General features: G+C 60.3%; 22 protein-coding genes. 14 read left to right on the top strand and 8 right to left on the bottom strand.

Features of this window, described 5'->3' with window-relative positions; all coding sequences use genetic code 11:
• Window positions 1-18: 18 nt before the first annotated feature.
• The 10 genes from HBR93_RS00895 (at window position 19) to recX (ending at window position 6,949) form a co-directional block, all read left to right on the top strand.
• A complete protein-coding gene (locus tag HBR93_RS00895) occupies window positions 19-585 on the top strand; it encodes a phage tail assembly protein (protein WP_169959693.1) in 567 nt (188 codons plus the stop codon).
• Between the two features lie 128 nt (window positions 586-713).
• Window positions 714-2,078, top strand: a complete 1,365-nt coding sequence (locus HBR93_RS26850) for a tail tape measure protein (protein ID WP_262377131.1) — start codon at window positions 714-716, stop codon at window positions 2,076-2,078.
• Window positions 2,078-2,461, top strand: coding sequence for a phage tail protein (locus HBR93_RS00885; protein WP_115128871.1), 384 nt, complete (start codon window positions 2,078-2,080; stop codon window positions 2,459-2,461). The genes HBR93_RS26850 and HBR93_RS00885 overlap by 1 nt, the downstream gene beginning before the upstream one ends.
• On the top strand, window positions 2,454-2,666 hold the full coding sequence (locus tag HBR93_RS00880; RefSeq protein ID WP_057439355.1) for a tail protein X: 213 nt from the start codon (window positions 2,454-2,456) through the stop codon (window positions 2,664-2,666). The genes HBR93_RS00885 and HBR93_RS00880 overlap by 8 nt, the downstream gene beginning before the upstream one ends.
• 9 nt (window positions 2,667-2,675) lie before the next feature.
• Entirely contained in the window at window positions 2,676-3,686 is a 1,011-nt protein-coding gene (locus HBR93_RS00875; protein WP_057439356.1) for a contractile injection system protein, VgrG/Pvc8 family, read from the top strand.
• Between the two features lie 17 nt (window positions 3,687-3,703).
• The gene (locus tag HBR93_RS00870) at window positions 3,704-4,255 is read left to right on the top strand and encodes a glycoside hydrolase family 19 protein (protein ID WP_169959692.1); all 552 of its coding nucleotides are present in this window, start codon (window positions 3,704-3,706) and stop codon (window positions 4,253-4,255) included.
• The gene (locus HBR93_RS00865) at window positions 4,246-4,749 is read left to right on the top strand and encodes a lysis system i-spanin subunit Rz (RefSeq protein WP_057958627.1); all 504 of its coding nucleotides are present in this window, start codon (window positions 4,246-4,248) and stop codon (window positions 4,747-4,749) included. The genes HBR93_RS00870 and HBR93_RS00865 overlap by 10 nt, the downstream gene beginning before the upstream one ends.
• Before the next feature lie 81 nt (window positions 4,750-4,830).
• Complete coding sequence (locus HBR93_RS00860; protein WP_032858393.1) at window positions 4,831-5,331, top strand: CinA family protein; 501 nt, start codon at window positions 4,831-4,833, stop codon at window positions 5,329-5,331.
• A gap of 83 nt (window positions 5,332-5,414) precedes the next feature.
• Window positions 5,415-6,473, top strand: a complete 1,059-nt coding sequence (gene recA, locus HBR93_RS00855) for a recombinase RecA (RefSeq protein WP_029295312.1) — start codon at window positions 5,415-5,417, stop codon at window positions 6,471-6,473.
• 8 nt (window positions 6,474-6,481) lie between these two features.
• Complete coding sequence (gene recX / locus HBR93_RS00850; RefSeq protein WP_057439357.1) at window positions 6,482-6,949, top strand: recombination regulator RecX; 468 nt, start codon at window positions 6,482-6,484, stop codon at window positions 6,947-6,949.
• A 107-nt stretch (window positions 6,950-7,056) separates the two neighbouring features.
• Here recX and HBR93_RS00845 read toward each other — a convergent pair whose 3' ends face one another.
• Together HBR93_RS00845 and HBR93_RS00840 are read right to left on the bottom strand one after the other, a co-directional pair.
• Window positions 7,057-8,169: a TIGR00730 family Rossman fold protein gene (locus HBR93_RS00845; protein WP_057439358.1), complete on the bottom strand. Its 1,113-nt coding sequence runs from the start codon at window positions 8,167-8,169 to the stop codon at window positions 7,057-7,059.
• Window positions 8,170-8,524: 355 nt separating this feature from the next.
• The gene (locus tag HBR93_RS00840; RefSeq protein WP_057439359.1) at window positions 8,525-8,959 is read right to left on the bottom strand and encodes a PA3611 family quorum-sensing-regulated virulence factor; all 435 of its coding nucleotides are present in this window, start codon (window positions 8,957-8,959) and stop codon (window positions 8,525-8,527) included.
• A 192-nt stretch (window positions 8,960-9,151) separates the two neighbouring features.
• Here HBR93_RS00840 and HBR93_RS00835 point away from each other — a divergent pair, with 192 nt between their 5' ends.
• The 3 genes from HBR93_RS00835 to HBR93_RS00825 all read left to right on the top strand — a co-directional run bounded on the left by HBR93_RS00835 (window position 9,152) and on the right by HBR93_RS00825 (window position 11,113).
• Window positions 9,152-9,862 (top strand): tRNA-uridine aminocarboxypropyltransferase, encoded by a 711-nt coding sequence (locus HBR93_RS00835; protein ID WP_057439360.1) that lies wholly within the window; start codon window positions 9,152-9,154, stop codon window positions 9,860-9,862.
• Window positions 9,863-10,024: 162 nt separating this feature from the next.
• A complete protein-coding gene (gene erdR / locus HBR93_RS00830; RefSeq protein WP_057958630.1) occupies window positions 10,025-10,672 on the top strand; it encodes a response regulator transcription factor ErdR in 648 nt (215 codons plus the stop codon).
• Between the two features lie 72 nt (window positions 10,673-10,744).
• Entirely contained in the window at window positions 10,745-11,113 is a 369-nt protein-coding gene (locus HBR93_RS00825; protein ID WP_169959843.1) for a diacylglycerol kinase, read from the top strand.
• Here the strand turns inward: HBR93_RS00825 and HBR93_RS00820 are convergent.
• On the bottom strand, window positions 11,110-12,036 hold the full coding sequence (locus HBR93_RS00820; protein WP_032858383.1) for a LysR family transcriptional regulator: 927 nt from the start codon (window positions 12,034-12,036) through the stop codon (window positions 11,110-11,112). The genes HBR93_RS00825 and HBR93_RS00820 overlap by 4 nt on opposite strands.
• A gap of 126 nt (window positions 12,037-12,162) precedes the next feature.
• On the opposite strand from HBR93_RS00820, the gene fpr reads away from it, so the two are divergent.
• Window positions 12,163-12,942 carry a ferredoxin-NADP reductase gene (gene fpr, locus HBR93_RS00815; protein WP_003172178.1) on the top strand — a complete coding sequence of 260 codons (780 nt, stop codon included), beginning with the start codon at window positions 12,163-12,165 and terminating at the stop codon, window positions 12,940-12,942.
• Window positions 12,943-13,090: 148 nt separating this feature from the next.
• On the opposite strand, the gene tsaA is transcribed toward fpr, so the two are convergent.
• From tsaA to rimO, 5 genes are all read right to left on the bottom strand, one after another.
• Window positions 13,091-13,786 carry a tRNA (N6-threonylcarbamoyladenosine(37)-N6)-methyltransferase TrmO gene (gene tsaA, locus HBR93_RS00810; protein ID WP_169959691.1) on the bottom strand — a complete coding sequence of 232 codons (696 nt, stop codon included), beginning with the start codon at window positions 13,784-13,786 and terminating at the stop codon, window positions 13,091-13,093.
• 3 nt (window positions 13,787-13,789) lie between these two features.
• Entirely contained in the window at window positions 13,790-14,251 is a 462-nt protein-coding gene (locus HBR93_RS00805; protein ID WP_057439364.1) for a DUF1456 family protein, read from the bottom strand.
• A 66-nt stretch (window positions 14,252-14,317) separates the two neighbouring features.
• Window positions 14,318-15,028 carry an rRNA pseudouridine synthase gene (locus tag HBR93_RS00800; RefSeq protein ID WP_057439365.1) on the bottom strand — a complete coding sequence of 237 codons (711 nt, stop codon included), beginning with the start codon at window positions 15,026-15,028 and terminating at the stop codon, window positions 14,318-14,320.
• Between the two features lie 128 nt (window positions 15,029-15,156).
• The gene (locus HBR93_RS00795; RefSeq protein WP_057439366.1) at window positions 15,157-15,627 is read right to left on the bottom strand and encodes a GNAT family N-acetyltransferase; all 471 of its coding nucleotides are present in this window, start codon (window positions 15,625-15,627) and stop codon (window positions 15,157-15,159) included.
• Window positions 15,628-15,730: 103 nt separating this feature from the next.
• On the bottom strand, window positions 15,731-17,059 hold the full coding sequence (gene rimO, locus HBR93_RS00790) for a 30S ribosomal protein S12 methylthiotransferase RimO (RefSeq protein ID WP_169959842.1): 1,329 nt from the start codon (window positions 17,057-17,059) through the stop codon (window positions 15,731-15,733).
• Window positions 17,060-17,329: the final 270 nt, after the last annotated feature.

Raw genomic sequence — 17,329 nt, 5'->3', positions numbered from 1 at the left:
CATCAAGGAATTTCGCCCATGGCCTGGAAGCCACCCCTGCATATCCTGCTGGCGCCCATCACCGCCGACAGCGGTGCGACGATCGAGCAGATCCAACTCAAACCCTTGTTCTACGCCCCACAAAAACAGGCCCTGGCCCGTGCGGGCGATGATGAGGACGACCAGTTCTTCGAGCTGGCCAAACTGGCCACCGGCCTCTCGGAAAAGGAACTCGACCAACTCAAGCGCCCGGACTACGTGAGCATCGTCCAGTACGTGCACGACCTGTCGACGCGCCCGGCTTCGTTCTTTCTGGAAGGTTCCACCGAGCCCGGCGAGCAAGTGCAACTGCTGCTGCCACTGGAAGTGGCCGGCCGCGTATTGACCAGCGTCACCCTGGAAATGCCTGCCCTGCGTGCCACCCAAGTGATGAAAAAACTCGCCACCAACAAAGAGCGCGCCGAGTTCATCACCTCGCACTGCACCGGCCTGATGATCCCCGATCTGGACGGCCTGACGGTGCCTGATTGGACGGAATTGCAGGAGCGCATCGACGATTTTTTAAACAAACCGGCGGACTTCTTTCGCAGCGCGACATCGAAGTAATCCTCGACGTTGTACCGCTGGTTTACTCGGTAAACGAAGCGGAAATCCTCGAATGGGATGCCGCAAAAGCATTGCGCCGCTACGACATCGCGATCAATCGCCTTGGCGTCAAATAGGAGTAGAGCGAGATGCAAGACCCTCGATATACGCTCAAGCTCGCCGACGAAGACAAACGCTGGATGACCTTTCCCGCACTGGCCGAAAGTGGCGCCTTGCAACTGCCGGGCCTGCTTGAAGCACAGGACGAAAGTCTGGTTGGCGCCTCCAGTGTGGGCGGCGCAACCGAGCCGCCGTCTGAGCTGAGCCTGGCCCTGGCCAACGCCAGCCTGCATATCCACGCGTTGACCGAGGAACAGGTGCGCCTGCGCGAGAGCCTGGAAACCCTTAATGGCACCCTGTTTATCACGGGTGGGCCGCTGGGCGGCACGGTCGCTGAAGCCATGACCAGTGCGCCGCAAGCTGCGTCCAAAGACAAGGCCTCGGCGACTGAGTCCTGGTTGAGCAAGAGTTCCAAATGGGTGGGTGAAAGCTTGCTTGATACGGTCAAGAGCCGGGTATCGGGCAAGGTAGTCGATGCAACGCTGGGCAAGTTGCCCTACGTCGGGAAATTGTTCCGGGACGATAGCAAGGACTGCTGCTGCCCAGGCGCCAGCGAACCCTTGACCGGGCGGGCTCGTTACGGGCCCAAAGGGTCACGAAAAACGGTGAGGCAAAACGGCACTGGCCGCACAAGCCCACCGATGCCGAGAAAAACCTCAGGGACCGGCAGGAGCGCCACTGGGCCCATGGCAATCATGAGGAGCCTGGGCGAGCGCGCAGGCAAGGTGTTTGACGGCCTGAAAACGGGGTTCCTGGCGCGGGTGACTTCGGTAAGCGCTAGCCTGCGAAGGGTTTCTACCCGTGCGTTGAACACAGGCAAGGCGTTGCTATTAAAGAGTGCATCAGCCCTCGGCCTGCGCAAGGCCCCAGCCTCCCGCCTGGTCCCAACCCTGAGCCGGCTGGGATCTATCGGCGTGCGCAGGTTGACGCCATTGCGCTCCGCCGAGGCGGCCATCAACGTCGTCCGGGGCGTGCGCAGCGGCAACATGCGAGCCGTCGGCAGCGGCCTCGGTACCGCCGGTGCCGCATGGGCCGGCGCTTCTGCCGGGGCGGCCCTTGGCACCCTGGTATTCCCTGGCGTGGGCACTGCGGTGGGCGGCGTTATCGGTGGCCTGTTGGGCGGCGAGGGCGGTAGTTGGTTCGGTGAAAAATTGTTCGGCCCCAGTGACCGCCTGCCATCGCCCGATGCCGTGAGCAAAGAGCTCAACAGCGCCCGCTCGGACAACGTCCAGGTCACCCTGGCGCCGAGCATCCAGATCACCGGCGTCAACCCTGCCGACGCCCAGCAGGTGGTCGACCGGGTCCTGCAAAGCCTGCAAAACCAATGCGTGCCGATGCTCAGCGATTCACTGGCGGTTCGGCGCAATGCGGCACTGACCGACGGAGGTGATTGATGCGACAGCAGATGGTGTTGGGCGACTTTATTTTCGGGCTGTCCCGAGGGTTCGCCTATTCCGCGCTCCAGCGCAGCAGTGATGGTGGCTGGGGCGACCTGGAGATTATTGCCAGCAAGCCCCAGTCGCGACAGAACGGTCAGAAGCTGGAAAAACTGACCTTCAATGGAACCGCCATGGCGGCCGTCGGCATGCAGCGCCTGGACCAATTGCGCGCCTTGCAGGATGCACGGGCACCGCTGCCGCTGGTCGATGGCATCGGCCGCAATTGGGGGTTGTGGCGCATTACGGCGGTCACGGAAAACCAGGCCAGTGTGATTGATGACGGCACTGCCATGGTGATCAAGTGGACGCTGGTGCTGGAGGAATTTATCAATGCGTAGAGTCCGAAGTATTGCCGGTGATTCGGTCAACCTCCTGCTCTACCGTGAGCTGGGGCGGTGCGATGACGCGGCCGAAGAAACCCTCTGGCGCTTGAACCCCGGGCTTGCCGAGTATGGCCCAGTGTTGCCGGCGGGCATCGGGGTGATCGTGCCCGAGATGGACGCGCAACCGGGTGTTGCAAAGCCGGTTTCGGCCTGGGATTAAGGAGGCAACATGGCAATGGGATTTACCCCGGTCGTGGAGATTTATGGCGCCAACGCGGCCTTGATCAACCCACGGCTGATGCAGTGGAAGCACACCGACGCGGCGGGGATCGAATCCGACCGCCTCGAACTGACCATCAATATCGAGGGCCTGGAAGGCCTGCCGAGCCTGGGCGCCAAGATCGGTTTGCGCGTGGGTTACCGCGAGTCGGGCCTGGTGGAAAAAGGCGAGTTTGTGATTACCCAGCGCACGCCTTACCTGTTTCCCATGCGCCTGGTGATCGTGGCCACGGCGGCGCCGTTCAGCGTGATGGACCAGAGTGGCTACCGCCAGCGCCGTTCCGCCAGCCATGGGCCCACGACCCTCGGTGCGCTGTTTCGCCAACTGGCGACGCGGCATGGGTTTTCGCCCAGGGTGGCGCCGTCGCTGGATGGGATTGCGATTGATCATATCGACCAGTCCAACGAGACGGACATGGGCTTTATCACCCGACTGGCCGGGCGTTACAACGCGGTGACCAAGCCGGTCAACGAGCTGTATGTGCTGGCGGAAAGCGGCCAGGTCAAGTCGCTCTCGGGCCAGCAACTGCCGGATGTGCGGCTGTCGGTGACCCATGACAACCGTCCCGGCGAGCAGGCGTTTATCAGTGCCCGGGTTGATGAAAATGCGCGGGCCAAATACCAGGGGTGCCGTGTCAGTTGGTGGGATGCCGCGGCCTCTCGCCAGCGCGTGGTCGAGGTGGGGATCGCGCCGTTCAAGACGTTGCGCCAACGGTGCCAGAGTGAAACCGAAGCGCGCTCAGTGGCACAGGGCGAGTTGCGCCGGGTGGGGCGTGAAGGTTTGAGCATCACCATCGACTGCCCTGGTAACCCGTTGCTGTCCGCCGAAGGCCTGTTGTTGCTGGATGAAACCTGGCCGGGCTATATGCAGGGGCGCTGGTCGATTGACAAGGTGACCCATGTAGGCGACACGACGACGGGGTATCGCAGTTCGATCATGGCCCGTGGATTGGCCTCTTAAATGCTTGGAGATCAAGGATGATCACGCTGAAGCAGTTGCAACAGATCCTGCCTAACGCCCGCGCCCAAGCGGGCGTTTTTATTTTGGCGCTGAACGCCGCCATGCTCCATCGACACATCACCGGGCCTAAGCGGGTGGCGGCGTTTATCGCCCAGGTCGGGCACGAGTCCGGTGAGCTGCGTTACGTGCGTGAACTGGGCGGCGAGCACTACCTGAGCAAATACGACACGGGCGCCTTGGCTGCACGCCTGGGCAACACTCCCGACGCCGACGGTGACGGCCAGAAGTACCGGGGCCGCGGCTTGATCCAGATTACCGGGCGGCGCAATTACCTGGCCTGCAGCCGGGCGCTGTTTGGCGATGAACGTCTGCTGCATTTCCCCGAACTGCTGGAGCAGCCGCAATGGGCGGCCGAATCCGCCGCCTGGTTCTGGCACAGCAACGGCTTGAATGAATTGGCCGACCAGGACCAATTCACCACCATCACCCGCCGTATCAATGGTGGCCTCAACGGACTGGAGCACCGCCAACAGCTGTGGGAAAAGGCGAGGGCGGTGTTATGCCGTTGAGCGGGCGCATATGGGCGGTTGCCCTGCTGATGGCTATCTCGGCGGCAGCCAGTTGGCAGGTCCAGGCCTGGCGTCATGGCCTGGCCTTTGAGCGCCAGGCCGCACGACATTCAGCCCTGCTCAACCGGCAAAGCCAGGAAGCACAGGGCCAATACCGGGCCGAACAGGACAGGCGTCGGGCGTTGGAGCAACAGCTTCACGCCAGCGATCAACAACACACGCGGGAGTTGAGCGATGCACAGCGTCACCAGGTTTATCTGCGCGATCGGTTGGCCACTGCTGATGTGCGCTTGTCAGTCCTTCTCGACGCCACCGACCCCGCCAATGGCCGCGCAATGCCGGCCACCGCCGCCGGCAGCGTGGTTCATGGAGCCCCGCGAGGTCGACTTGACCCGGCGCATGCTCAACGAATTATCGGCATCACCGATGCCGGCGATAACGGACTGATCGCGTTGCGGGCCTGCCAGGCGTATGTAAGTGCCATCACCCGGTAATCTGTTGAAGCCGTCTGCTGCTTGCGTGGCCGATGGGCTCCTGTAGGGTAGGCAAACCCCCGCACTTTCCTGGAGACGACCGTGAAGGAAATTACCCAACTCGCCGCCGAACTTGGCCGACGTTTGCAGGTGCTCAATGCCCACGTCACCACCGCCGAATCCTGCACCGGTGGCGGCATCGCCGAAGCCATCACCCGTATTCCGGGGAGTTCGGCCTGGTTCGAGGCCGGGTATGTGACCTATTCCAATCGCCAGAAGACCCGTCAGCTCAATGTGCCGGAAGGGTTGTTTCCCAAGGTCGGCGCGGTGAGCCGTGAAGTGGTCGAGGCCATGGCCCGGGGCGCCCAGGAAAAAAGCCTGGCGCGGTTTGCGGTGGCGGTCAGCGGCGTGGCGGGCCCCGATGGCGGCTCGCCGGACAAACCGGTGGGTACTGTCTGGCTGGCCTGGGGTGTCGGTGACGAGGTTACGGCTGAGTGCCAGCACTTCCCCGGCAACCGCGACGAGGTCCGCCGACAAACGGTAAAAGCCGCATTAGAGGGGCTGTTGCGACGAGCTGCAGCAGAAATAGAAAATCAGGGGTAGGCGATCCCCGATCTTTATGGAACAATACTGTCTACTTATACAGGTGTTGGCCGTCAGGCCTTATTGATTACGTGAGGACTTTAATGGACGACAACAAGAAGAAAGCCTTGGCTGCGGCCCTGGGTCAGATCGAACGTCAATTCGGCAAGGGTGCCGTAATGCGTATGGGCGATCACGACCGTCAGGCGATCCCGGCTATTTCCACTGGCTCTCTGGGTCTGGACATCGCGCTCGGCATTGGCGGCCTGCCAAAAGGCCGTATCGTTGAAATCTACGGTCCGGAGTCTTCTGGTAAAACCACCCTGACCCTGTCGGTGATTGCCCAGGCACAAAAAATGGGCGCCACTTGTGCGTTCGTCGATGCCGAGCACGCCCTGGATCCTGAATATGCTGGCAAGCTGGGCGTCAATGTCGACGACCTGCTGGTTTCGCAGCCGGACACCGGCGAGCAAGCCCTGGAAATCACCGACATGCTGGTGCGCTCCAACGCCATCGACGTGATTGTGGTCGACTCCGTGGCAGCCCTGGTACCAAAGGCTGAAATCGAAGGCGAAATGGGCGACATGCACGTCGGCCTGCAAGCCCGTCTGATGTCCCAGGCGCTGCGTAAAATCACCGGTAACATCAAGAACGCCAACTGCCTGGTGATCTTCATCAACCAGATTCGGATGAAGATCGGCGTGATGTTCGGCAGCCCGGAAACCACCACCGGTGGTAACGCGCTGAAGTTCTACGCTTCGGTCCGTCTGGACATCCGCCGTACCGGCGCGGTGAAGGAAGGTGACGAGGTTGTCGGTAGCGAAACCCGCGTCAAGGTTGTGAAGAACAAGGTGGCTCCGCCATTCCGTCAGGCTGAGTTCCAGATCCTCTACGGCAAAGGTATTTACCTGAACGGCGAGATGATCGACCTGGGCGTGCTGCACGGCTTTGTCGAGAAGTCCGGTGCCTGGTATGCCTACAACGGTAGCAAGATCGGTCAGGGCAAGGCCAACTCGGCCAAGTTCCTGCAGGACAACCCGGATATCGCGGCGACCCTCGAGAAGCAGATCCGCGACAAGCTGCTGACCCCGGCGCCAGACGTCAAGGCAGCGGCCAACCGCGAACCTGTTGATGACATGGCAGAAGCCGACGCTGATATCTGAGTCCAACGATGACAGTTGTACTCGATACGCTGGTTGCCGTACGGCGTACGGCAATGGACCTGCTCGCACGACGCGAGCACGGTCGTGTCGAGCTGACGCGTAAACTGCGTCAGCGTGGCGCCCCCCCCGAAATGATCGAAACAGCCCTCGACCGCTTGACGGAAGAGGGGCTGCTTTCCGAAGCCCGTTATCTCGAAAGTTTTGTTTCCTACCGGGCACGCTCGGGCTACGGCCCTGCGCGGATTCGTGAGGAATTGAGTCAGCGGGGCTTGCAGCGCGCCGATATTGAACTGGCGTTGCGTGAGTGTGGCATCAGTTGGCAAACGCAACTGGAAGACACCTGGCGTCGCAAGTTTGCCGGCCATCTGCCGATTGATGCCCGTGAGCGTGCCAAGCAAGGGCGCTTTTTGAGCTATCGCGGGTTTTCAATGGAGATGATCAGCCGCTTGTTGAGCGGTCGAGATCTGGACGACTGATTCTTCGGCAAGCGGCGATCAAAGGGGCTCGACAGCTCCCACATAAAACAGCACTAAAACAAAAGGCCCGCTATGAAAATAGCGGGCCTTTTTTGCGTTTTACGGCCTCACGCCGGTTCCGGCGCTACGCGTTGCTGTGTTTTACCCTGGGCTTGGGCCCAGTTCTCCGGCAAGTTGATGTAATCCACCAACTCCCGCAACCGCCCCTGATTACGCCCGGTGAAGTTGAACACCAGTCGCGTCAGGTGGCTGAAGTGCGCCTCATCGTGCTCTTCGCCCCCATAGGCCAATTGCTGGAAGTCATCACTCAGCCGCAGGTCAGCGAATGCCGTCTGTATATGCGCCAACGCACGCTCGCTGAGAGGGTGGTTCATGCGCACCACAAACTGGCGTTTCAACCAGCGGGTGGAGTGGAAGTTCGCGTAGAACTGGTTGATTTCGTTCACTGCCTCTTCGGCGCTGTGCACCAGGCGCACCAGCTTGAGGTCGGTGGGCAAGATGTAGCGGTTGGCCTCCAGTTGGCTGCGAATAAAGTCCAGGGCGCCTTGCCAGAATCCACCGCCGGGCTCGTCCAGCAGTACTACTGGAACCAGCGGGCTCTTGCCGGTCTGGATCAGGGTCAAGACTTCCAAGGCTTCATCCAGGGTGCCGAAGCCACCCGGGCACAGCACTAACCCATCGGCTTCCTTGACGAAAAACAGCTTGCGGGTAAAGAAGAAGTGGAACGACAGCAGGTTTTCCGTGCCATCAATGGTCGGGTTGGCATGCTGTTCAAAGGGCAGGGTGATATTGAACCCCAGGCTGTGGGCCAGTCCGGCGCCTTCGTGGGCGGCAGCCATGATGCCGCCGCCACCACCGGTGATGACCATCAGGTCCGAACGGGCCAGGGCCGCGCCCACTTCGCGGGCCAGGGCGTAGAGGGGGCTTTCCACTGGGGTGCGGGCCGAACCGAAGACGGTGACCTTGCGGCGGCTTTTGAACTGTTCGAGTACACGAAACGCGTGGTCCAGTTCATTGATTGCTTTCAAGGTGATCTTGGCGTTCCAGCGGTCACGGTCGTCCTGGGCCATGCGCAGCACGGTGAGGATCATGTCGCGATACAGCGAAATATTCGGGCTACTGGGGGCAATCAGGTTGAGTTGCGCTTCGACCTGCTGGGCGAGGTCGGTCCCGTTTCCTGGAAAATGACGGTTCAGCAGGTCATTCGGTTGATCAGGCATTCAGCTTCTCCTTCGTTACAGAGCCCCGGCGTCTTATTGCAGGCTGCTGACGGCGACGAAACAGGCTCTGTATGTTCCTTGTGATTAAAAACCTTTGCACTGCAAGTCGCGCGAGGGCAACCTTTTTTGCCCTGGAAATGTTACCGGATGGCTCGATCATGAGCCCCTAAAGTCTTGTCTGGCAATAACTTAATAGGGATTGATCAAGGTTTTGCAGGAAGGGCTGTGGCGAGGAGGCTTGTCTGCCGTTGGGCTGCGTAGCAGCCCCCCTGAGGTCTGGCAGATAGGCCGACAACTCAGGTTTCAGGGCTGCTGCACAGCTCAACAGGGGCCATGTTGGCGCTTGGGGAGGGACTTACTTTTTCTTCTTGGCCGGAGCCGGGCAATCCGCTTCGACGAACTTGACCGACGCCACCGGGCGGTTGGTCTTGTTTTCGGTGATTTCGTAGCGCATCACCGCGCCCTTGGCCATCAACTCGCGATAACCTTTGTTCAGGCAGACGCTCTGTCCCAGCTGGAAATACACGGCCTTGGGGTTGGCGCGCATCTGTTCGGCGCGCTCTGGCAGGACGCTCAGGTGGTCAATCAGTTGCATGCCTTCGACGGTGTAGGCCACTTCCAGGGTTTGTTCATCAATTTCCCTGGGCAGGTCCTTGTTGCTTTCTGCCGCGACGCTTTGCAGTTTCTTGTTCATTTGCAGCTCCACCAGGGAGGCTGCCTGGGCGCCGACGGGTAATACCAGCGCCAGGGCGACGGTCGGGGCGGCAAGACGCAACATAAGACGCAGCATGAAACTCTCCTGATTCGGTTACTGGTCCATAGACCCGTCACTGCGCTATGCGTTCAGTGGCGCGGGATTATAGGTGACCTGTCGCCGCGACGGCCAGGCGTATTGGTTGGGCGGCTCTGGTAAACTGCCGGCACTTTTGCTGCCCCGAGTTTTGCCCGTGTCGATTTTCATCGTTTCACAACGGCACCCGCTATGAGTCATGCGGTCTTCCGTCTGCGTACCCAACGCCTGGCCCGTGCCGTCAGCCCCTTTGTCGCACGCGGCTCGCGTGCCGAACGTTGCCCCAGATGCCGGGTCATCCCCGAATACTGCTTGTGTGCGTGGCGCCCCAAGGTCCAGGCCAGGTCGGCCATGTGCCTGTTGATGCATGACGTGGAACCGATGAAACCGAGTAATACCGGTTGGTTGATAGCGGATGTAATCGACGATACAAGTGCTTTTCCCTGGGCGCGCACGGCCGTCGAACCTGAGTTGCTGGCGCTGCTGGCCGACCCGCAATGGCAGCCCTATATCGTCTTCCCCGGCGAGTTTGTAGCGCCGCAGCGGGTGGTCAGCGAGGTCAAGGTGGCGGATGGCAAGCGTCCATTGTTTATCCTGCTGGACGGCACCTGGAGCGAAGCGCGCAAGATGTTCCGCAAGAGCCCGTATCTGGAGCACCTGCCGGTACTGAGCCTGGAACCGGAGCAGTTATCGCGCTACAAGTTGCGCCGCTCCAAGCGCGATGACCATTTCTGCACTGCCGAAGTGGCTGCCTTGTGCCTGGAATTGGCCGAGGACCAGCAGGCCAGCGAAGTGCTGGACGCCTACCTGGATGTTTTCAGTACCCATTACCTGGCGGCCAAGTTCCAGTTGGCGCTGGATCCGACGGACAGTGTCCATACCCGTCTTGCACCTTATCTGTAGGACTTCGCGGCCAGATGACATTTGCATGATGGCACTGCATCGCCTGAGGCGGCTAAAATGCCATCAAGCGTAACTGTTCGTGACAGCCGCTGGCTGGCACCTCGTACGTTGGTGAGCACCGAACCCATCGGTACTCCCATAAAAAACAGGATCATTTAATAAATGGCCACATACGAAATCCTGATTGCCGATGACCATCCGCTGTTCCGTAGCGCGCTGCACCAGGCGGTTACGCTGGAGCTGGGCGCGGATGTACGCCTGGTTGAAGTGGGCAGCATCGCTGAACTGGAAACCCAGCTCACTGACAAGACTGATTGGGATCTGGTGCTGCTGGACCTGAACATGCCCGGCGCCTACGGGTTTTCCGGCCTGGTACTGTTGCGCGGGCAATATCCGCAGATTCCGGTGGTGATGGTGTCGGCCCAGGAAGAGGCAGACGTGGTAGTGCGCTCCCGTGAGTTCGGGGCCAGTGGCTTTATCCCCAAGTCCAGTTCCATGGAGCAGATTCGAGCTGCGGTACGTACGGTGCTGGACGGTGATGTCTCATGGCCGCCCCAGGCATTTGAAGAAATCAACGTGTCTGCCGAAGCCAAGGCCGCCCAGGAAGGGCTCGCCAGCCTGACGCCCCAGCAGTTTCGTGTGCTGACCATGGTCTGCGAAGGCTTGCTGAACAAGCAGATCGCCTATGAGCTGAGCGTATCCGAGGCGACCATCAAGGCGCACGTCACCGCGATTTTCCGTAAGCTGGGCGTGCGCACCCGCACCCAGGCGGCGCTGCTCTTGCAACAGCTTGAGTCAATTTCCCATTAATAGAGCGGTGCTGTTCACGCTTTTTTGACTTGACGTGCTCTAGCTTCCTTCCATCATTTTTTGCTCAGTTGCCTGCCTATGTCGCCGTTCAAGGGTCAAACCGGTATCAAACGTATCTTCAACGCCGGGGGCTATTCCCTGGATGGTTTGCGTGCGGCTTTCACCGGCGAGGCGGCCTTTCGCCAGTTGGTCCTGCTCAACGTGATCCTGATTCCGTTGAGCTTCTTCCTCACGGTCAGCCGCGTAGAGCGCGCACTGTTGATTGCCGTGTGCCTGCTGGCGCTGATTGTCGAGTTGCTCAACTCGGCCGTGGAGGCGGCGATTGATCGGATTTCCCTGGATCGCCATCCCCTATCTAAAAATGCCAAGGACATGGGTAGCGCCGCGCAATTCGTGGCGCTGACCATGATCACCGTGGTGTGGGCAGTCATCCTGATCTAGGCGATATTCGGCAGCACGATCTCGTCACTGCGCTGTACCCCGGCGGTAAAGGCGCGGCACAGCTCGAGGAATTCGCGCATGGCCGAGGTCTGGTACTTCTGTTTATGCCAGATAAAGTAGAACTGCCGGGCCAGGTCCAGGTCCGGGGTCTCCACCGGCACCAGGCTGCCGCGCCGGAACGCATCCCGTAGTGCCAGCCGGGAAATGCAACCAATCCCCAATCCTGACTCCACTGCGCGCTTGATCGCCTCGGTGTGCTCCAGCTCCAGGCGAATATTCAGCGCGCTGCGATGATGGCGCATAGCCTGATCAAACGTCAGGCGCGTCCCGGAGCCCTGTTCCCGCAGGATCCAGGCTTCATGGGTCAACTGCTCCATGGTCGCCTGCCCGCGCAGGGCCAGGGGGTGTTGGGGCGCGCAGAACACCACCAGTTCATCCTCGACCCAGGTTTGCACCTCGATGTCCGGGTGGCTGCAGTCACCCTCGATTAGACCCAGATCAATTTCGTAATGCGCGACCTGATGCACGATATGTGCAGTGTTCTGTACATGCAGCTTCACTTGGCTCTCGGGATGCTGCTGCATGAAGCTGCCGATCAGCAGCGTCGCCAGGTAATTGCCGATGGTCAGGGTGGCGCCGACCGCCAGGGAGCCGAAGCCGGACTTGCCGTTGAGCAGGTCTTCGATTTCCTTGGCCTGGTCCAGCAGCGCCACCGCCTGGGGCAGCAATTGATGACCCAGGGCATTGAGGCTCAGGCGTTTACCGGCGCGGTCGAACAATTGGCAGCTGGATTGGCGCTCCAGCTCGGTGATCGAGGTGCTGGCGGCGGATTGAGATAAGGCCAGAAGGCCAGCAGCGCGAGACACGCTTTCCTGCTGGGCGACGGCGACGAAGACTTGCAGTTGACGGAGAGTAAATCGCATATCTATATAACCGATAACCCTTATCTTAATAATCCAGTTAACAGATATTGTCGCCGCCATTAGAATACTGTGCAATTGCGCACCTATCATTTTTGGCGCTGACCCATTTCCAGGAGTTCCCCGTACATGAGCAACATGAACCACGAGCGTGTCCTCAGTGTTCATCACTGGAACGACACTCTGTTCAGCTTCAAGTGCACCCGCGACCCGGGCCTGCGCTTTGAGAACGGTCAGTTCGTGATGATCGGCCTGCAACAGCCCAATGGCCGCCCGCTCATGCGCGCTTACTCCATCGCCAGCCCTAACTGGGAAGAGCATCTGGAGTTCTTCAGCATCAAGGTTCCGGATGGCCCGCTGACTTCCCAATTGCAGCACTTGAAGGAAGGCGACGAGATCATCATCAGCAAAAAACCGACGGGCACCCTGGTGCTGGACGATTTGAAGCCGGGCAAACACCTGTACCTGCTCAGCACCGGTACGGGCCTCGCGCCCTTTATGAGCGTGATCCAGGACCCGGAAACCTACGAGCGCTTCGAAAAAGTGATCCTGTGCCACGGCGTGCGTTACGTCAACGAAGTCGCCTACCGCGAGTTCATCACCGAGCACCTGCCGCAGAACGAGTTCTTCGGCGAGGCGCTGCGTGAAAAGTTGATCTACTACCCGACCGTGACCCGTGAGCCGTTCGAAAACGAAGGCCGCCTCACCGACCTGATGCGCAGCGGTAAGCTGTTCAGTGATATCGGCCTGCCGCCGATCAATCCTGAAGACGACCGCGCCATGCTGTGCGGTAGCCCGAGCATGCTCGACGAGACCAGCGAAGTGCTGAACAGCTTCGGCCTGAAGGTTTCGCCACGCATGCGTGAGCCGGGTGACTACTTGATCGAGCGTGCGTTCGTCGAGAAGTAAGCACGACTATAAAAATGTGGGAGCTGCCCGATGTGGGAGCTGACTTGCCTGCGATGGCATCACCGTGGTGTAGCTGATACACCGAGGTGCCTATATCGCAGGCAAGCCAGCTCTCACACCGGCCAGCTCCCATATTTGTTTTTGGCGTTTATTCGGCCGCAACCACTTCAAGCACGCAAATCACCCCAGCCTCGGGATAGTGCCAACGCACGTCCACATCCCAGAACCGCACACCATACTCGCGCTCCGGCCCTGGCGTCTGATACGCCGGCCGGGGGTCCTGTGCCAGGCACTGCTCAATCAGCTCCACCAACGGCTCGCCAAGGCGCTGGGCGTGGCCTTGTGCCTGGTGCAGCGCGGTCTTCAGCCACTGCACGGGAATCAGCTGTGGCGCGCTGCTTGCGATGCGGTTGGTGGCCGTGTCGATGATGTCGGCATAGGGCACATACGGCTTGATATCCAAGACCGGCGTGCCATCGAGCAAGTCGATCCCGGAAATCCACAGCCGGCCCGGCTCCACCTTGTCCAGCTTCACCACCGACTGGCCGATGCCATTGGGGCGATGGGTCGCGCGGGTGGCAAATACGCCCATGGACGTGTTGCCACCCAGGCGCGGCGGGCGCACTTTCAAGCGCGGTTTGTCTTCCAGGGCCTTATGAAACAGGAACAGCAGCCACACATGGCTGACCTGCTCCAGGCCCTGTACGGCCTCACCCTGGTCGAACGGCGCCACCAACTCCAACACGCCCCTGGCGGCGGGCGCCAGTTGGGGTTGGCGCGGGATGGCGAACTTCTCCTTGAAGCAGGAGCGCACGAAACCTACGGGCGAGACGTTGTAATTCATGGCTTACGCGCGAACCCGCAGGGTCAGGCCCTTGAGGAAGTTACGCAGCAACTGGTCGCCGCACGGGCGATAGTTGGTATGGCCGAACTTGCGGAACAGTGCGCTCAATTCCGGCTTGGACACCGGGAACTCGGCCGCCTTGAGGATGGCGTGCATGTCGTCTTCCTTGAGCTCGAAGGCCACGCGCAGCTTCTTGAGGATGATGTTGTTGGTCACCGGGGTTTCGATCGGCTGTGGGGGACGGCTTTCGTCCTTGCCGCGCTTGAAGATCACCAGGCCATCGAGGAAGTGCGCCATGACTTCGTCGGGGCAGAACACAAAGCCTTCTTCCTCGTCTTTCTTGAGGTAGGTCAGCAGGTCGTCCTTGGACACTTCCATGCCGCCGATCTTGATGATCTCGACCATCTTGTTGTCGCTGATGTCGAGCATGTAGCGCACGCTGCGCAGTACGTCGTTGTGAATCATGGTGGGCAATCCTGGTATTCGACTGTAGACATCGCCCGGGCGGGCGATCTCGAGAAATAGGGTGGCTTAGAACTTTTCCTTGCCGGACATGTAGCGCCATTGGCCGACCGGCACCTTGCCGATGGACACGCCGCCAATGCGGATGCGGCGAATGGCCACAACCTTCAGGCCAATGGCTTCGCAGAACAGGGCGATGATGCCGGGCTGCGGGTTTTTCAGGGCAAAGCGCAGGCGGTTCTCGTTCTGCCAGCTGGCTTTGACCGCAGGCAATTCCTTGCCTTTGTACATCAGGCCATGGGCGAGGCGGTTCAGACCGTGCTCTGCCACGTCGCCGGAGACCTCAACCACATACTCCTGCTCGATCTTGGCGGCATCGGCCGTCAGCTTGCGCAGGATTTTCCAGTCCTGGGTAAACACCAACAGGCCGCTGGCCTTGGCCTGCAGATCGGCGCTGGCGGTCAGGCGCAGGAAGTGGCCCTTGAGCGGGCGCTTGCTGAAGCGGTGCTCTTCAGACAGGGTTTCGGCGCTCAGGGACTGCATCGCGCTGTCGACATCCACACCAACCGGTGCATGAAACAGGATAGTCACAGGCTCTGGAGCCGTGGCCTTGGCCTCGGGATCAAGTTCGACTTTTTGTGTCGTGACCTTGAACTGTGGCTCATCAATCACTTCGCCATCTACCGAGACCCAGCCGCCTTCGATGAACAGCTCGGCCTCCCGACGGGAGCAACCGACCAGTTCGATAAGGCGTTTGGAGAGGCGTATGGGGTCAGTCATGACAAGGGCCGTAACAAAAGGGGGCAGCTATTGTACCTGCCTGGAGCCGGTTAATCCCGGCCCCATTTCGCCGCAGTTGCTTTTTGTGGGCGCAGGCAAGCCAGCGCCAACATTTGATTTGGGCTGTGTCAGCCGCTGCGTGTTTGCTGCACCTGGCGCAAACGCATATGCAGCAACGGATAGGGCTGGCCCATGCCGTCATGCTCGGTGCGCCCGATCACTTCAAAACCCTGCTTGAGGTAGAAGCCCAGGGCCTGGGGGTTTTGTTCGTTGACGTCCAGTTCATCGGCATTCATCGACGTAACCGCATACTGCAGCAACTGCTGCCCCAGGCCCTGGCCCCGGTAGTGCGGGTCGATAAACAGCATTTCCACCTTGCCCGCCGCAACGCCGGCAAATCCGGTGATCCGTTGGCGCGCGTCCTTGGTGCAGATCAACATCACGGCATCCAGGTAGCGCGTCAGCACCAAGTGTCTCAGGCGCTCGATGTAGCTATCCGGCAGGAAGTCATGGGTGGCTCGCACCGAGGCCTCCCAGATCCGGGTCAATTCCGGGTAGTCGCTGGTTTTCGGGGTGTGGATAACCGAGTGCTGGCCCATGCCCGCTGCTCCTTGCTGCTTGTTGGCGGTGATGGGGCAAACGATAGACCTAAAAAAGCCCCGCATCTTGTCCAGAAGCAGGGCTTTTTCAATTTTTTACCGCTTAGTCGCGTTTTTGCGCCCAGAGGTCGTACTCATCGGCGTCGGTGACCGTGCACCAGACCTTGTCGCCGGGCTTGAGGCCGCTGGCATCGTCGATAAATACATTACCGTCGATTTCCGGCGCGTCGAAGAAGCAGCGGCCGACCGCGCCTTGCTCGTCCACTTCGTCGATCAGCACTTCGATTTCCTTGCCGATGCGCAGTTGCAGGCGGGCCGAGCTGATGGCCTGTTGATGGGCCATGAAACGCTCCCAACGGTCCTGCTTGACATCATCCGGCACCACCGCCAGGTCCAGCAGGTTGGCCGGGGCGCCTTCCACCGGCGAGTACTGGAAGCAGCCGACGCGGTCCAGTTGGGCTTCGGTGAGCCAGTCCAGCAGGTACTGGAAGTCTTCTTCGGTTTCGCCGGGGAAGCCCACGATAAAGGTCGAGCGGATGATCAGGTCCGGGCAGATCTCGCGCCAGTTCTTGATCCGCGCCAGGGTCTTGTCTTCGAAGGCCGGGCGTTTCATGGCCTTGAGCACTTTGGGGCTGGCGTGCTGGAACGGGATGTCCAGGTACGGCAGGATCTTGCCGGCGGCCATCAACGGGATCAACTCGTCGACGTGCGGGTACGGGTACACGTAGTGCAGGCGCACCCACACACCCAGGCTGCTCAGGGCTTCGCACAGTTCGGTCATGCGGGTTTTCACCGGCGCGCCGTTCCAGAAACCGGTGCGGTACTTCACGTCGACGCCGTAGGCACTGGTGTCCTGGGAGATCACCAGCAGCTCTTTGACCCCGGACTTGACCAGGCGCTGGGCCTCGTCCAGTACATCGCCCACCGGGCGGCTGACCAGCTTGCCGCGCATCGACGGGATGATGCAGAAGCTGCAACTGTGGTTGCAGCCTTCGGAAATCTTCAGGTACGCATAGTGACGCGGGGTCAGCTTGATGCCCTGGGGTGGCACCAGGTCGATCAGCGGGTTGTGGTCCTGGCGCGGCGGCACCACATCGTGCACGGCGTTGACCACCTGCTCGTACTGCTGCGGACCGGTCACCGCCAGCACGCTTGGGTGCACGTTGCGGATATTGCCTTCTTCCACGCCCATGCAGCCGGTGACGATGACCTTGCCGTTTTCCTTGATGGCTTCGCCGATCACTTCCAGGGACTCTGCCTTGGCCGAGTCAATGAAGCCACAGGTGTTGACCACCACCACGTCAGCGTCCTGGTAGGTGGACACAACGTCGTAGCCTTCCATGCGCAGTTGCGTGAGGATGCGCTCGGAGTCGACCAGAGCCTTCGGGCAACCCAGGGAAACAAAGCCAACCTTTGGGTTGGCTTTTGCGATGGTGGTGGACATGTCTAACCTCGGTATTGAATGACGCCGCCAGTCGGGCACGACAGGGCAACGGATGGGCACTTGATGTGCCTCTGATCAAAAAGTGCGCAATTCTAGCGACGGGAAACGCGCTTGACCAGCTTTATGCAGGGAAATACGACGAGTGCTGCGTTATGCTGCGCGCCGTTGCACCGGGGGTAGATCGGTAGTCAACAAATAATCTGTTACTAGAAGTACAGCAGCACGCGCTGTGTATAGCTTAGCGTTGGGCTTAAGTGT

Origin of the sequence: Pseudomonas sp. WS 5411, from assembly GCF_012985595.1 — a bacterium.
GTDB lineage: Bacteria > Pseudomonadota > Gammaproteobacteria > Pseudomonadales > Pseudomonadaceae > Aquipseudomonas > Aquipseudomonas shahriarae.
Note: the sequence above shows the minus strand (reverse complement) of the source record. Positions and strands in the feature narration are given on the sequence as shown.